13 protein-coding genes are annotated in these 15956 nt (G+C 50.8%); 3 read left to right on the forward strand and 10 right to left on the reverse strand.

Annotation, left to right across the window (positions count from 1 at the left end; all coding sequences use genetic code 11):
• Window positions 1-21: 21 nt before the first annotated feature.
• From uvrC to ACJJID_RS07965, 9 genes are all read right to left on the reverse strand, one after another.
• Window positions 22-1836: an excinuclease ABC subunit UvrC gene (gene uvrC, locus ACJJID_RS07925; protein ID WP_444922234.1), complete on the reverse strand. Its 1815-nt coding sequence runs from the start codon at window positions 1834-1836 to the stop codon at window positions 22-24.
• A gap of 40 nt (window positions 1837-1876) precedes the next feature.
• Entirely contained in the window at window positions 1877-2530 is a 654-nt protein-coding gene (locus ACJJID_RS07930; RefSeq protein WP_152453675.1) for a response regulator, read from the reverse strand.
• Between the two features lie 489 nt (window positions 2531-3019).
• A complete protein-coding gene (murB, locus tag ACJJID_RS07935) occupies window positions 3020-4036 on the reverse strand; it encodes a UDP-N-acetylmuramate dehydrogenase (protein ID WP_444922235.1) in 1017 nt (338 codons plus the stop codon).
• A gap of 12 nt (window positions 4037-4048) precedes the next feature.
• Window positions 4049-4816, reverse strand: a complete 768-nt coding sequence (gene kdsB / locus ACJJID_RS07940) for a 3-deoxy-manno-octulosonate cytidylyltransferase (protein WP_444922236.1) — start codon at window positions 4814-4816, stop codon at window positions 4049-4051.
• 1 nt (window position 4817) lies between these two features.
• On the reverse strand, window positions 4818-5840 hold the full coding sequence (gene lpxK / locus ACJJID_RS07945; RefSeq protein WP_444922237.1) for a tetraacyldisaccharide 4'-kinase: 1023 nt from the start codon (window positions 5838-5840) through the stop codon (window positions 4818-4820).
• Between the two features lie 8 nt (window positions 5841-5848).
• The gene (msbA, locus tag ACJJID_RS07950) at window positions 5849-7663 is read right to left on the reverse strand and encodes a lipid A export permease/ATP-binding protein MsbA (protein ID WP_444922238.1); all 1815 of its coding nucleotides are present in this window, start codon (window positions 7661-7663) and stop codon (window positions 5849-5851) included.
• Between the two features lie 128 nt (window positions 7664-7791).
• Window positions 7792-8211: an ExbD/TolR family protein gene (locus ACJJID_RS07955; protein ID WP_444922239.1), complete on the reverse strand. Its 420-nt coding sequence runs from the start codon at window positions 8209-8211 to the stop codon at window positions 7792-7794.
• 15 nt (window positions 8212-8226) lie between these two features.
• Window positions 8227-8850 (reverse strand): MotA/TolQ/ExbB proton channel family protein, encoded by a 624-nt coding sequence (locus ACJJID_RS07960; RefSeq protein WP_152453681.1) that lies wholly within the window; start codon window positions 8848-8850, stop codon window positions 8227-8229.
• Window positions 8851-8929: 79 nt separating this feature from the next.
• Complete coding sequence (locus tag ACJJID_RS07965) at window positions 8930-11476, reverse strand: DNA internalization-related competence protein ComEC/Rec2 (protein WP_444922240.1); 2547 nt, start codon at window positions 11474-11476, stop codon at window positions 8930-8932.
• 312 nt (window positions 11477-11788) lie between these two features.
• On the opposite strand from ACJJID_RS07965, the gene ACJJID_RS07970 reads away from it, so the two are divergent.
• Window positions 11789-12766, forward strand: a complete 978-nt coding sequence (locus tag ACJJID_RS07970) for a porin (protein WP_152453683.1) — start codon at window positions 11789-11791, stop codon at window positions 12764-12766.
• Window positions 12767-12896: 130 nt separating this feature from the next.
• Here ACJJID_RS07970 and ACJJID_RS07975 read toward each other — a convergent pair whose 3' ends face one another.
• Window positions 12897-14381 (reverse strand): bifunctional 2-methylcitrate dehydratase/aconitate hydratase, encoded by a 1485-nt coding sequence (locus ACJJID_RS07975; RefSeq protein WP_444922241.1) that lies wholly within the window; start codon window positions 14379-14381, stop codon window positions 12897-12899.
• Window positions 14382-14621: 240 nt separating this feature from the next.
• Here ACJJID_RS07975 and ACJJID_RS07980 point away from each other — a divergent pair, with 240 nt between their 5' ends.
• Together ACJJID_RS07980 and ACJJID_RS07985 are read left to right on the forward strand one after the other, a co-directional pair.
• Entirely contained in the window at window positions 14622-15239 is a 618-nt protein-coding gene (locus tag ACJJID_RS07980; protein ID WP_444922242.1) for a Crp/Fnr family transcriptional regulator, read from the forward strand.
• A 119-nt stretch (window positions 15240-15358) separates the two neighbouring features.
• Window positions 15359-15919, forward strand: a complete 561-nt coding sequence (locus tag ACJJID_RS07985) for a cytochrome P460 family protein (RefSeq protein ID WP_444922243.1) — start codon at window positions 15359-15361, stop codon at window positions 15917-15919.
• Window positions 15920-15956: the final 37 nt, after the last annotated feature.

Here is a 15956-nt window from a genome sequence, read left to right on the forward strand (position 1 = left end):
CGCTGCCTTCGCCCTGCACTTTTATTCATGGTGAAGTGCCGAGTATATATCCTGTGCGAGCTTACGACTGATACCCTCTACACTCGCGATCTCAGTTACTGTCGCCTTCTTGATTTCCTGCAGCCCGCCAAAATGGCGAAGCAGTGCGCGCCTGCGTGCTGGCCCCACCCCTGCAACCCCCTCCAGCGGAGACTCCCTACGCTTTTTGTCACGCCTTGCGCGGTGGCCAGTAATGGCGAACCTGTGTGCCTCATCTCTAATCTGTTGAATTAGGTGTAACGCAGGAGAATCGGCGGAGAGTACCAATTCTTTTTTACTGGAAACGATGTGCAAGGTTTCAAAGCCCGCTTTACGGGTGGTGCCCTTGGCCACTCCGATAATCTGAACACCCACGACCCCAAGACCGTTAAGGGTGTCGACCGCCTGGCTAACCTGTCCCTTACCACCGTCAATTAACAGGATATTGGGAAACTTACCTTCACCTCCCGACAGACGTGTGTAGCGGCGTTTAAGCGCTTGCCCCATTGCAGCGTAATCATCACCAGCCTGAATACCTTCAATATTAAAACGACGGTAGTCTGACTTAACTGGGCCGCCAGTATCAAAAACGACACAAGATGCAACAGTGGCCTCGCCCGAAGAGTGACTGATATCGAAACATTCCAGGCGTTCAGGCAATTGCTCAAGACCAAGCACTTCTTGAAGTGTTTCAAAACGGCTGAACAACTTCTGCTGCGCCGCAGTGCGGCTACTCAAGTTTTGCTGAGCCGCCTGCTGAGCCATTTCCACCCAGGTTGCGCGCTTGCCCCGTAACTTATGGGTAACCGCAACTTCACGCCCCGCTTGAGCACTGAGTGCCTGTTGCAGCGGCACCAGATCCTCAATAGATTCCGATACTAGAATTTCGCGAGGGATTTCCCGTGGGCTCCCCAGGTAAAATTGAGGGACAAAAGCCGAGAGTAATTCAGGATGGCTTAAACCCAAGCGTTCACTGGGAAAGTAGCTGCGACTGCCAAGAATTCTCCCCTGGCGGATAAAGAGTACATGTACACAGCAGCTACCGCCCTCACTAGCGACACCATGGACATCTACATCCCCCGTATCCCCCTCCGCCACTTGGTGGGCCTGAAGGCGCCGTAGTGCGGATATTTGATCTCTCAAGCGTGCGGCCTTTTCAAACTCCAGCGCCTTTGAAGCTTCATCCATCTGATCCGCTAGCTCGCGGACAATGTTGTCGCTCTTACCGGCAAGAAACATTTCTGCATGACGAACATCCTGACGGTAATCTTCAGGGCTAATAAAGTCGACGCAGGGGGCCGTGCAGCGCTCAATCTGATATTGCAGGCAGGGTCTGGAACGATTGCGGAAAACGCTGTCTTCACAGGAGCGAATACGAAAGGTCTTTTGCAAAAAGTTCAGGCTGTCGCGCACGGAGGAAGCATTGGGAAAAGGGCCAAAGTAGCGGCCTTTTTTCCGCTTTGCCCCACGATGCAGTGCGATACGAGGAAAGGTATCAACACTCGAAAGGAAGATGTAAGGATAGCCCTTATCATCTTTCAACATCACATTGTAAGGTGGTCGCTGGGACTTGATCAGGCTCTGTTCCAGCACCAGAGCCTCCGTTTCACTGCGGGTAACAGTTACCTCAATATTACAAATCTTCTGCACCAGCGCCATGGTCTTGGCGGTGAGCCCGGAGCTTCGAAAATAACTTGTAAGCCGGTTGCGTAAATTCTTCGCCTTACCCACATAGAGAATATGGTTATCGGCATCAAACATTTGATAGACGCCGGGCTTGCGGGTAACCGTAGTGAGAAAACGCTTGCTATCGAACATCTGACAACCGGTCTTGCAATTTCAGTGAACACACCGATCTTTAGAGTGCCGCTTCGGGGTCGAGTATTTGGTATTTGACGGCGAGCAGGGTCAGCTCCACATCGCTATTAATATTCAGCTTCTCAAAAATCCGATAACGATAGCTATTGACAGTTTTTGGGCTGACCGAAAGCGACTTGGCTATCTCAGCGACTTTTGAACCATTCACAATCATATCGGCGGTTTGCAATTCGCGCTTGGAAAGTTTTTCAAAGGGAGAAAGGCTGTCCGACTGACCAGAGACATTGCGCAGAGCCATTTTAGTGGCCATGGAGTTGCTGATAAAAACCCCACCATTCATGACGGTGTGGATTGCACGCACCATTTCTTCGAGGTCAGCGCCCTTAGTTACGTAGCCCATAGCACCGGCCTGCATAAGGCGACCGGGAAACAAATCGTCATCCAGCGCACTAACAGCAACCACTTTCACTTGCGGGCAGCGGTTAAGCAGCTTTCGAGTAGCCTCCAAACCACCCATCCCAGGCATTTTTACATCCATCAGGATGACATCGACCGCAGCCTCGCGCACGAATTCCAGCGCTTCTTCGCCACAATTCGCCTCGCCAACAACTTCTATATCCTCGACGTCACTTAACATGCGCGAAATCCCCATTCGCACAAGATCGTGATCATCCACCACTAAGACTTTGATCAAGCTATCCCCAACTACGGATAAGTGCAGTGGCTACGCAGCGTACAATCCCCTCGCGCGTGCTCTTTGAACTGCGTTCTTCTTTTTACTCACGGAGAAACTACCCCGTGTAGATCCACCCCAAGAATCCAGTCGAAACATACCAGACAAAAACGCTACTGCAAAGCGAAACCACCGTTTCAAATGCTGCTGAATGGTTGTTTCACCGCAGGATCTTGGTCTCTATATAGCGATTAATTATAGCTTAAAAACGTACCAAGTAATCTTCCTGCGCTCAAGTAGAGCCGTTCCGCACTAGCTGCGAAAAGATGAGACTTAAAAAAAATAAAATTCTTTTTGGTTTTTTAGAAATATATAAAAATTTTTTAATTTCTTTAAGCTATAACACTATGATACACAGAAATCAGCATAAAGACCTGCCGATGAAGCTTGCAGGGCGAAGGGAAATACATAACTCTGCGCTCAGAAAACCCAACCCGGGCTCACTAAGCCTTAAGGGTAAAAACGCGGTTCAGGCTCGAGAGAAACACCAAATTTTGTGTGAATATCCTCAGCAATGTCGTGGGCAAGTTGAACTAATTCACCTCCAGCCCCCCGACCGGGATTAATCAGCACCAATGCTTGGCGTTCGTGCACACCTACAGCACTCCGTCGCAAGCCGCGCCAGCCAGCTCTATCGATTAACCAACCCGCCGCGAGCTTCCAATGCTCACCCGCTGCATAAGCAACTAGATCGGGGTGTTCGGCTTTCAAATTCTGATAGAGATCCGAATCCACTAGCGGGTTTTTGAAAAAACTACCAGCATTAGGGATTTGATCGGGCAAAGGAAGTTTGCTACTGCGGATATCTATAACTGCTTGCGCAACCTGAATCGGAGTGAGGTTGTCGATATCCCAGCTGTGCTCAGCCATATATTGGCGTAGTGCCGGGTAGTCTACTCGCGGTAGCCATTCTTGGGGCAACTGTAGGTTAACCTGGGTAATAATATACTGATCCCGCAGGCGTCCCTTAAAAACACTGTCCCGATAGGCAAAGCCGCAATCGTCTTTGTCAAAATCATGCAGTTCACCAGTGGCAATCTCCATGGCCTGCAAGCTCACAAAACGATCGCATAACTCGATACCATAAGCACCAATATTTTGAATCGGGGCCGCACCGATCTTACCGGGGATCAACGCAAGATTTTCAAGTCCACCGATGCCATTGTTTACGGTAGTCATAACCAACTGGTGCCAGTTTTCTCCAGCAGCAGCTTCAATAGAATGGCTATTCGCTCTGGCCTGCAAAGACAGACCGCGCAAATCCACCTGGATAACCAGGCCGGGGAAATCCCCGGTCAACACAATATTACTACCACCACCCAAGGGCAAAATCGGTAGCTTCTTTGCCCGGGCAAAGGCCAGAGCTTCACGCAGCTCATCCAGGCTGCAAACTCTGGCAAAATGGGCACTGCGTGCCGAGATTGCCAGGGTATTGTGGGGTTGCAGGTCGATATCGGTTTCTATCATGAAAGTAATTTCTTAACCGAGATGCTCGCGCATACGCTGGAGATCCTGCTCAGTGTCTACGCCACCAGGCACCTCCGCACAGGCATCAGCCACATGAATATTTTCATCGTGATATAAAAAGCGCAGCTGTTCCAAAGCCTCAAACTGCTCTAAAGGAGCCACCGGCCAAGTCACAAAACTTTGTAAAAGCGCTACTCGATAAGCATAGATACCAATATGCCTGCGTGGTTCCAGCCCTTGTGGGAGCTCATTGGCGTGAATGGCAAAGGCATCGCGGGGCCAAGGTATGGGTGCGCGGGAGAAATAGCGGGCCAATCCGGATTCCGCAGCGACCACCTTAACAATATTGGGGTTGCGGAAATCTTCCACGGTAAGAATAGGTTCGCACAAAGTCGCAACGCCGGCATGGTTATTTCCTGCTAGGTTTGCAGCCACCTGGTTGATCACCTGTGCGGGAATCAAGGGCTCATCACCCTGTACATTAACTAGGATACGATCTCTTGCCAAACCGAGGTTATTGGCTACTTCCTGCAAGCGGTCGGTGCCTGATGCATGATCGGCAGAGGTCATGCACACCTCGCCACCAAAGCCGCGGACCGCCTCCGCTACTCGCATATCATCAGTAGCGATGATCACCCGCTCGGCATCACTCTCGCTGGCCCGCTCAAAGACATGCTGGATCATCGGTTTACCAGCAATATCAGCCAGGGGCTTGCCCGGCAGACGGCTGGAGCCAAAGCGAGCGGGGATAATGACATCAAATGAATGTTTATTTTTCATCTCAAGAAAACTGTTGCAGGTGCTGGTGCACCTTTTGATAGAAAAGATCAGGTAATTTGGCGCGTACTTCCAGCGCCCACCAGTGGCTCTCCCAGAAATCGCGGCACTTTACCGCATCTTTCATCGTCATAATCACTGGGGTCTCGCCATCGAAGTGCAGCTCCTGGGGGCTAAACTGGTGGTGGTCCGCGAAGGACTGCTCCATCACCTTGTAGCCCATACGCTGTAATTCGCGGAAAAACCGCTGGGGATTACCGATCGCTGCCACCCCGTGACAAGGGCCAGGTTCAGGGCCGGAAGTTAAACGCAATGTGGAAGTCTGATCGAGGTTAAACTGATGCCAGCAAGAGGGTTCCAGGGTCATCTGGTATTCCAGCAGGGCCCCGCACTGCTGCTTCACCCTGGCTTCGGGCTCACCATTACTCACCACCAAGTCGACATTCTCTAGGCGGCTGGCCGGCTCACGCAGCGGACCTCGCGGAAGCATGTGGCCATTGCCGAGGCCTCGACTGCCATCCACCACACATATTTCCAGGCTACGCCAGAGGCTATAGTGCTGCAACCCATCATCAGAGAGGATGACATCGCACTGGTGGTAATCGATCAGTGCTCTCGCCGCTTCGCTACGGTTGGGGGAAACCATCACCGGTACCCCAGTGATCAAGTGCAACATCAGCGGTTCATCACCGGATTCCAAAGGGTGTGACTGAGCCGTTACCTGATAGGGATATTGCTCTGCACGGCCACCATAGCCACGGCTGACAATCCCGGGATTTTTACCCCGCTCTTTTAGCCAACGCGCCAACTCTGCTACCAGCGGCGTCTTACCGGCTCCACCGACAGTAATATTACCTACAACAATGACGGGAACCGGCAAAGGTTCTGGTGGCGTCCGGGAACTGATGACTCTGCGCCGCTTACTCACACCGCTATAGAGCATCTCTAGAGGCGTAAGCAGAGATAAAGTAGGGCTTGTGCCGTCTTTCTTATACCAGCGTTTGTTAAACCAGTCTTCCAGTGACATCCAGTGCCCTAACCCATTGTCTGCTGTTGTAATAAGGTTGCGTAACGCCCACCACGGGCGAGCAACTCGCTGTGCCTGCCACTCTCTACGATGTGCCCTTTCTCCATAACCAGAATACGATCGGCGTTCTCAATGGTACTGAGGCGATGGGCGATCACAAAAGTGGTGCGGTTCTTCATGACTTCCGTTAGAGCCGACTGAATATGGCGCTCGGATTCATTATCCAGAGCCGAGGTGGCTTCATCGAGAATCAGTACCGGCGCATCTTTCAACAGCGCTCGAGCTATCGACAGGCGCTGTCGCTGGCCTCCGGAAAGCATCTGGGCGTTGTCGCCCAGTACAGTTTCCAAACCCTGTGGCAACTCTTCGATAAAGCTTGTTGCATGCGCCAACTCCACAGCCCGCAAAACGTTCTCTTTCGGGGCACCTTCCAGCTCGCCATAAGCAATATTGCGATAGACGCTATCGTTAAACAGCACAATATTTTGCGACACCATACTGATATGTCGGCGCAGGTCTTGAAGCGGGACCGTTGAAATATCGACCCCATCAATCAGGATGCGCCCCCCGGTAGGCTCATAAAAGCGAGCGAGCAGACTTGCTAGGGTTGTTTTACCGGAGCCCGAGGCGCCGACCAGTGCAACTGTCTCGCCCGGCTCCACCGAGAAGCTGATATTCGACAGTACCTGGGGAGCGGCCTTATCGTAACTGAAATCAAGAGACTCAAAAGTAACCGCCCCACGTACAGGTTTGGGCAGTGCCTCACGGCCACCCTCCGGTTCACTGGGCGTATCCATTACCTCAAAAATACTTTCTGCCGCGGCGATCCCCTTCTGAATGTCCGCAAAGACTTCTGAAAGGCTGCGCACTGGCTTAGCCAAAGAGGCGGCGGCACCGATGTAAGCGGCGAAAACACCAGCAGTCATGGATTCCACCATGCCCGGCGCCAATGCCAACCACACGATGGTGGCGGTAGACAAGCCAACCAGAATTTGAATCACCGATACACTGGCGTTATTAGCCACCACCAATTTCATAAATTGCCGGCGGTTATTGTCACTAGCCGATTCAAAGCGTGAATTTTCATATCCCTGACCACCGTACATCCGCACCACCTGGTAACCATTAATGGCCTCCTGGGTAACATGGGTGACATCGCCCATGGAGTTTTGGATGCGATGGCTCAATTTACGGAATCGCTTGCCCACGGTACGCACAATAAGAGCAATCAAGGGGGCGAACAGGAAAAAGGTTAATGTCAGTTTCCAGTTCACCAGCAATAAGTAAGCCAGCAGCGCAACTGTCGTAAAGGTCTCACGAAATAAAACCTTGACCGCCTTGGTGATGGAGTTGGTGACCTGCTCAACATTGTATGAGACTTTGGAAATCAGGTAGGCGCCAGTGTAACGATCAAAATAGGCGCTGGGCAGCTGACCAATTTTTTCAAATAACTGGGACCGCAACTGGTGAATAACTGCACGACCCACATAGGCGAGACCATAGCTGCCAACAAAGTTACCAATCGCGCGCAGCAGAATGATGATCAACATGGCCAGAGGTACCAGCCAGCGCGCAGTCTCCTGTGGCATCACCCCATCGGGATAATAGGAAGCGACATATTTTGACAGAAAACCTCTGCTTTCTTGGATACCTGCGCCAACCGCATCTAACAGCAGCTCCGTAACAGCGATCAGGCTGACGCCCATGATGGAAAACAGGAAAAAACCCAGCACCGCAACACCAAAAATGGCCAGGTGCGGCCGGGCATAGGCGAGTAAACGTCGGTAAGTGTGTGCCCCTTGCTGAGGTTTACTGGGGGGCATGGTTACTTTCTTCATACAGACCAATGACTGGACTCGCCCCAAAAAACCCTAGGGTAATGGGGCGAGTACGCTCGCAGGGCTAGCAGGGATAAGAGTCCATACTGGACCTTAACACTAAGCCAAGCGTGCTAGTTCTCTTCTGGTTGCCGTGTAGTAATGCTTAGGTTGACAAAGCCTAACTGTCCAGCGGCATCCATTGCCCGCACCACGGCCTGATGGTGAGCTGTGGCGTCGGCGGTTATCACAAGCGGGCGATTGTACTCGCCTGCAGAAACTTCCGACAGCGCAGATTTCAAAGTGGTCAACTTTTTATTGATCAACCCCTGACCATTCACTGAATAAGAGCCATCGACACTGATCAGAATTTCAACAGCTCGAGACTGTTCCTCCGCCTGGGGCCCCGCGGCCTCGGGCAAATTCAATTTCAGATGGCTCTCTTTGGTGAATGTGGTCGACACCATAAAGAAAATCAGCAGGAGAAAGACCACATCGATTAATGGCGTAAGGTTTACCCCATCCTGCTCTTTGGTTTGGCGGCGAAATTGCATGGATGGCTACCTCACTCAGGCCGCATTTTCAATTTTGCGATCACTGTGCAAAGCATCCACCAGCTTCACGGCTTCCTGTTCCATGGTGACCACGATAGTATCCACACGGCGCTGGAAGTACCTGTGCGCCATCAATGCCGGAATCGCCACAGTCAAACCCGCCGCCGTAGTAATCAGAGCCTGGCTGATACCACCGGCCAAAATACCCGCATTACCGGTGCCCTCCAACATAATGGCTGTGAACACCTGAATCATGCCGATTACCGTTCCAAGCAAACCAATCAATGGCGCAACGGCGGCAATGGTGCCCAGAGCATTGAGGAAACGTTCCAGCTCATGCACTACCTGGCTCGCAGTCTCTTCAATACTGTCTCTCATCACCTCACGACCATGGCGGGAGTTAGAGAGACCTGCGGCAAAAATTCTTCCAAGTGGACTGGAATCACGCAGCTCTTTCAGTTTCTCACCATTGACCTGATTGCTTTTCAGCCACCCCCACACTTCTCCAAGTAAAGTGCGCGGTGCAATGCGCTGGGGATTCAGCGTCCAAAAACGCTCAATGCTGATAGCAATAACAGCAACGGAACACAACAGGATCGGCAACATTAGCCAGCCGCCAGATTTTATTATTTCAAACACTTTTCTTGGCCCTAAACAGCGAGAGGGATTTCTGGAATTTTTTCTGCATCCTAGACGCAGGAGTCGCACTTTATCACAGCTACTCTCGGCGGCTAAGTCTTCCACTAGGCTCAGCCTCACCATTGTGATCGGCATACCAAAACCGTGGCGCGGAACGACCCAGATTTATTGCAGGTTCCGAAGTGCTTTTGTGCCAATGTAATTCGACAGCCCCACTCTGGGCCGTATTGAAAATTTGCGTGTCCATCGCGCGGTAGCGTGCAACTACGTCCGCATGCGGGTGGCCAAAATGATGGCGATAACCCGCACTGAATATGACTCGTTCAGGCTTTGCCCAGCTCAACAAGGCCTGCGATGAAGATGTCTTGGAGCCGTGATGCGGTGCCACCAGTAAATCCACTGGCCTCTGCATTGGATAGAGTTCCACAAGGCGGCGTTCTACCGAACTGGTGATATCACCAGTGAGTAATATACGTATTTGCTGCCACTCAATCAGAGCCACACAGCTCTGGTCATTCTCCTCGCCATTCATCGCTTTTTGCAGTGGCCACAACCATTGCACAGAGAGATCGCCAAAGAAAACCGTTTCACCCGCGACACAGGGTTTCACATGAATATCGGAGCCTCTCGTTAGCTTCTCTCCCAGCTGCCCCGGAGCATAGAAATCGTTGACAAACAAAGACTGCAACAGCGCTTTCACCCCACCGGCATGATCCCTGTCTCCGTGGCTTACAACTAACGCATCGAGTGCACTCACCCCCACTCCACTCAAATAAGGGGCAACAATAGCCCCTCCAGCACTCCAACCCGATGAAGAGACTGGGCCGGTGTCGAAGACAAGGCGCGACTCTTGGGTGCGAATTGAGAGGGCCAACCCCTGGCCGACATCCAAAGCGGTGAAGGTGAGGCCCTGACGAACAGGGGCCGACATAGGCAGTAGAGGTTGCAGTAAAGGAAGTAGAAACAGAAGCCCCAGATAGCGCCCCGGTACCCCTCTGGGCAAAATCAGTAATAGGGCGCCCAGTGCGGATAAGACGAGTAGGGTTGCGCTTTGAGGTGGCATCAATGGCTGCCAAGTAGGTACAAAATCCCCCGCATTCTCCAGCATTTCCATCAGAAGAGTCAGCTGCCAATCGGCAAACTTAAAGCACCAGATTCCTGGAGCGGTCCCCATCAGTAAGGTACCTAACATCAAGGCCGGCAGTATTAGCAAACCAAGCCAGGGGATTGCCATCAAATTCAGCAGTATCCCACCCGAGCTGTAGCCGGAAAAATATACTACCGAGGGCAGAATCAAACCCAGCGCCACCAGCCATTGGCTGCGCAATAATTGCACAACAGTGGAGAGCCAGCGGAGAAGCCAAGCTCCCATGCGCCTTTTCATTCCCACATGAGCACCTGCTTCACCACCTTCCACACCGATTTCCGCTGCCCTCGCCTGCCAAACGGAGCTGCGCCCTGAAAACCCCAAAAGAAGCGCACCCACTGCAGTGAATGACAGCCAAAACCCTACTCCGAAGAAAGCCAATGGCTGAATAAACAGCACTAGTGCCAAAGCGAGGGAAAAGGCCAAGCCAGCGCCTACTCTTCGCCGCCAATGCCAGGCCAGCAACAAGACCCAAGTCATCACCAAGGCCCTTTGGGCTGAAAGAGGCGCACCGGCCAAAAGGGTGTAGATCAGGGTGCCAAGGAGCGCCAGAAGCAGCGGCAACCACCTGGGGCTGGCACCCAGTAACACCCCCAAAGTTCGGGCCAAAACCTGCCCCAGCAGAAGTAAAAATCCAGCCACCATGCCCACATGCAGTCCCGATATGGCCAAAAGGTGTGCGGTTCCTGTCTCCTTTAAGAGGTCCTTATCGGCATGGGAAAGACCACTGCGGTCTCCCAATAACAGCGCTGTGACCAAGGCACTCTGATTTATCGGTAGCTTTAGAATCTTCTCCCTCAAAGTGTCTCGCAAAGCAGATAGCCCTGCAGTCTGCCCCAACCACTGCGGATCACCATTTTGAGTACGCACATAGCCCGTTGCATAGACGCCACGCCGTAAAAGCCAGCCCTCATAATCGAAGGTATGGGGATTCACACTGCCGCGCGGGCGCTTTAATCGCACCGATAACACCCAGCGACTATTACCGCGCAAGCGCGCTTGCGCCTCTTCATCTGCTCGATACCAGGTGAGATAGAGGAGATTGCCTGAATCAATACGCCCTGCCCCTACCCCAGCCTCCAAGACCCTCGCCTGGAAGCGTATATCCCTAGTGCCGCCACCCTGTGATGCATGGTTATTTCTCACTTCGGGCAGGGATACAACCTCGACTCTTAGGCGTTGGTCAATGCCATGTGCTATTTCGGGTAAACGCTGTTCAAGCGCAGTTTTATTGCTCGATAGCGCCCAAAGAGCCCCGAGTAATGAGATGACAAGTAATAGAGAGAGGGAGCGTCTTTGAGGAGTGGAAAGCAACAGTAGTAAAACAACCAGGTATACCCAGAGTACCGCCCCTATTTCTGGCAAAACAGGCAGCATGCCAATAACTGCGATCGACAGAGAGAACACCCAAAGGACTAGAGTGAGGCTCCATGGCCACAGAGTAGATTTGTGCCCCAGTCTCCCACCAAATCTGTGCATTTTTTGCTCAATTTCTGTGGCGCCCATCCCTGTAAAAAGCCCTGTAATAACAACGCATTCAGTTATTCAATTCGCCACACAAAACAGGCACCCTAGAACCAAAAAACACCTGTAATCGGCGTGCCATGCCGCATTGTGACTGCCTTAACTGTTATTCATGGCACCTGTTGGTCATATTTTTTTAAGAAAAATGCCATGTTTAACATGTTTGTAATATTCAGGTCGCAGAATCCGCACCAAATCGAGGGGCAACCAAAAGACTGAACGGAAGGCTTCCCCTCAACCCACAACCATAAACTGTGCGAGACGACTATGAATAAGACCGCTCTCTCTCTGGCCATTGTTGCCATGATCCCTACTCTGGCCAGCGCCCAAGAAGAAGGCGATGTCCTCGACTTTTACGGCAAAGCCAATGCTACCTTTCAGTCTGCTGACGAAGGTGATGGCTCTGTAACCGACGTTCAAAGCAACGCTTCCCGCCTGGGTGTTAAGGGCGAGATCGCCCTGACCGACGGCATCAAGGGTATCTACCGTATGGAATACGAAGTAGATATGGACGGCGACGCTGACGATACTTTCTCCCAGCGCAACATCTACGCAGGCCTGGAAGGCGGCTTCGGTCAGGTAATCGCGGGTAAGTTCGATACCCCGCTGAAGGTAGCTCAGAAGAAAGTTGACCTGTTCAACGACCTGGAAGGCGATATCAAAAGCCTGATCACCAGCAGCGACAACCGCGAAGAAGACGCTCTGCAGTACACTACTCCGTCTTTCGCTGGCTTCAAAGCTTCTGCTGCTTACATTAGCAACAAAGATGAAGTCATTGGTTACGAGATCGTTGGCCAAGATGACGATGGTAACGACATCTTAGGTAAAGAAATCAAGCGCAACAACGGCATCTCTACTTCTATTGCTTACGATAACAATGGCGTTTACATGGCCTACGCTTTCGACCAAGACGTTGAAGGCCAGGACGTTGACGTTCAGCGCTTTGTAGCTCAATACAACATCGGCCCAGTACAAGTTGGTGCCCTGTTCGAAGACCAGGAAAACGCTGACGGCGAAAACGCCGATGGCTGGATGGGCTCTGTAGCGTACAAAATCGAGCAGTGGACTCTGAAAGCTCAGTACGGTCAGTCTGACATTAAGAAAGAAGACGGCGAAACTTACAGCCTGGGTGTTGACTACAAGTTCAACAGCGCAGCAAAAGTATTTGGCTTTTACACCGACGAAACTGCTGATGGCGATTACGACCGTAGCTATGCCGGTATCGGTGCTGAATACAAGTTCTAAGAGCACTTGTAACGGCGGTCATCCAAATTGGGAAGAGCTGTTTGACCGTCGTATGATTTGAGAGCTTGAATTAGGCGGCCTATGGCCGCCTTTTTTATTGGAAGCTCTAAAGCCACATTGCGGCAGCCCATCAAATAACCAACTTCTCCATGAAAAGATGCACTGGCATTGCCTGTAACTGTTGTTGATCAGCAAATAAAGCTAATATTTTCTCTGCTTGGCCTGAAGGGAAACGTGCAGCCAGATTGGAATGGAATTTCTTTAACAAAAGCGGTATCCCCTCTTTACGGCGTCGACGATGACCAAGAGGATATTCCACCACTACATTCTCTGTTGCCTTGCCCCCCTTAAAAAATACCTGCACACCATTCGCAATTGAACGCTTATCCGGATCAAGGTAATCCTTGGAATAGCATCCATCTTCAACAACAGTAATTTTCCCGCGCAGCATATCAATTTCCGGATGGGACTGATGGAATTCATCCTCGTAATAGCCAGCCTGCAAATCCCCAAACAAAAGAGCTACAGCCACGATATATTGCAGGCAGTGGTCGCGATCCGCCGGATTGGAAAGGGGACCGATTTTACTAATAATTCGTATTGCAGATTGGTGGGTGGTCACGACAATCCTATCAATATCCCCCACTCTGTCTTTCACCTGCGGATGTAAAAAAATCGCAGCCTCACAGGCCGTCTGGCCATGAAATTCCGCCGGGAAGGAAATCTTGAAAAGGATATTTTCCATTACATAGGAACCGTATCTGCGCGGAAACTTGAATTGCTGCTCCTCCAACGGTTTTATTGCCTGATCAGCATTGGTTTTACTAAAGGCCACGTCATAAAACCCCCACTGCCGCGCTGTAAGCACGGTTGGTATACCCATCTCACCGCGTAAAGCCATATCCGCCAGGCGAACTCCCCTTGCCGTGGCATCTCCTGCCGCCCAAGATTTACGCGAACCCGTATTGGGGAAGTGCCTGTAGGTACGCAGGGCGCTACCATCTACCCAGGCCTGGGAAATCGCCGCCAGTAATTCTTCCCTGCCTCCCCCCATCAACCAAGTAGCAATAGCTGTAGAAGCCACGCGAACCAACAATACATGGTCCAAGCCGACGCGGTTAAAGCTGTTTTGTAATGCCAGTATCCCCTGGATTTCATAGGCCTTGATCATCGCCTCCAACACCTTTCCCATTGTTATAGGCTCTTTCCCTGCACTCAGCCGCTTCTGAGAAAGGAAATCGCACACCGCCAAGATGGCACCCAGATTGTCAGATGGATGCCCCCACTCAGCGGCCAGCCAGGTATCATTGAAATCCAACCAGCGGATGGTGCAGCCTATATCCCAGGCAGCTTTAACCGGATCCATACGAAATTGAGTACCTGGCACACGAGCCCCATTGGGCACCCATGTTCCCTCAACCAAAGGGCCAAGCAGTTTTGTGCATTCAGGAAAGCGCAATGCCAAAAAGGCACAGCCGAGAGAATCCATTAGGCAGTAGTGTGCTGTTTGCCAGGCCTCATTAGAATCAACCTCAAAATTGAGAACGTAATCGGCGATATCCTGGATGACCTGATCATAAATTAGATGGCCAGTTTGGTCTGAGTCGGTGCGCATAGCAGATGGCCTGATGGTACTGTTAAGAAATTAAATAAGCCTAGTAATTTTTTAGCTGTATCTTTGACTTTATAAATGGATAACAAGAGATAACAAGATTTGAGCGCTACAACATTGATGGCTTGCTTTTTCGTGTATATTGTCATCCTGTGAACTTCACTAATATTCGACCAAGATTGAAAAGGTAAGAGGATTTGTGATTAGTCGATACACTTCAACTTCCAATAAGAAAACAGTAAATTGCACACAATAGCGACTAAAACAAAAAGGATATGCTGCACCACAGAAACAGTGTTATTCCGTCAGGGAGTGGCCTCCCGAAACATTTATTTTATACATACCGGTTATGTTCTTATCCATAAAGTGGACTTTAATGGCAACCGGGGACTTGTAGACCTGTATGGGCCAGGCTCATGGTTTGGCCCAGGTCTTGGCGGAAATTCACAAGAAATAGAAGCCATTGCCAAAATAGGTTGTGAGCTAGAAGTCGCTTTTCCAGAAAATCTCAATGACCTGTTACATTCACTGTCACAAACCCAGCAAGACCTTATAGAGCATCTAGCCAACAGAGAGGCTTTATTACAACAGCGTATATTTCAGCATATAACTGCGCCCCTGGCTGTCAGATTGGCAAGTTTATTATCCCAACTCTTTCATTTTCGGGGGCAACCTTGCGCTCACGGGCATGAATTAGATGTAAAGCTTTCTCAATCTGAGCTAGCGGCTATGGCCGGCGGCAGTAGACAAACTGTTAGCCAACTACTTAGCACCTGGAAACACAAGGGCATTATTGATTACACACGCCAACATATTTGCCTACTAAACAAAGGCGCCCTCGAAGGCTTAGCGCAAGGCTAAATTTGGCTTTAGTGTCAGCTAGCTGACAGTTGATCGCCCCTGCCCTCCCTATACTTCCAAAAAAAATGAGGACTAGTGCTAGTCCCCACCTCCATGGAATCAACATAGGAAGAGGCATTATGCGCACAATCTGCTTAGTAACACTGGGAATACTATTTAGCCTACAGGCCGTAGCCCAAGAGAATCTAAAGTCCACTTTCAGTCATTTCGTTGACGCACAGGGAAACATCACATTACCCAGGGATTACCGCCAAGAATGGACATTTCTCGGCTCTTATCAAGTAAAGTCATCCAGTGGCAAGGGCTGGGATACTCACATTGTTTACACTCAACCTGAAGCGGTAAAAGCCTTTCGCAAAAATGGAAAATTCCCGGATGGCGCAGTCCTGGTAAAAGAGGTCAACAGCACCAAATCAGAACCATTAACCACTGGCTTGGCTTACTACTCTACTGATCTCCAGTTTACCTTTATGATGGTAAAGGACACTGAAGGGAGATTTCCCAAGAATGAGGCCTGGGCAGAAGGTTGGGGATGGGCTTTATTCAAGCCAGGGGTAGCAAAAAGTGAAACCAAAACCTGGAAGGACAGCGGGCTTAACAACTGTTTTGGATGCCACTTACCAGCCAAGAATAATGACTGGGTCTATACACAAGGCTATCAACAAGTCCTACAGCATTAACAAGCAAGCATAGCCTCCTTCAAATCAGCTTATCACT

Source organism: Microbulbifer sp. CnH-101-G (assembly GCF_052466775.1).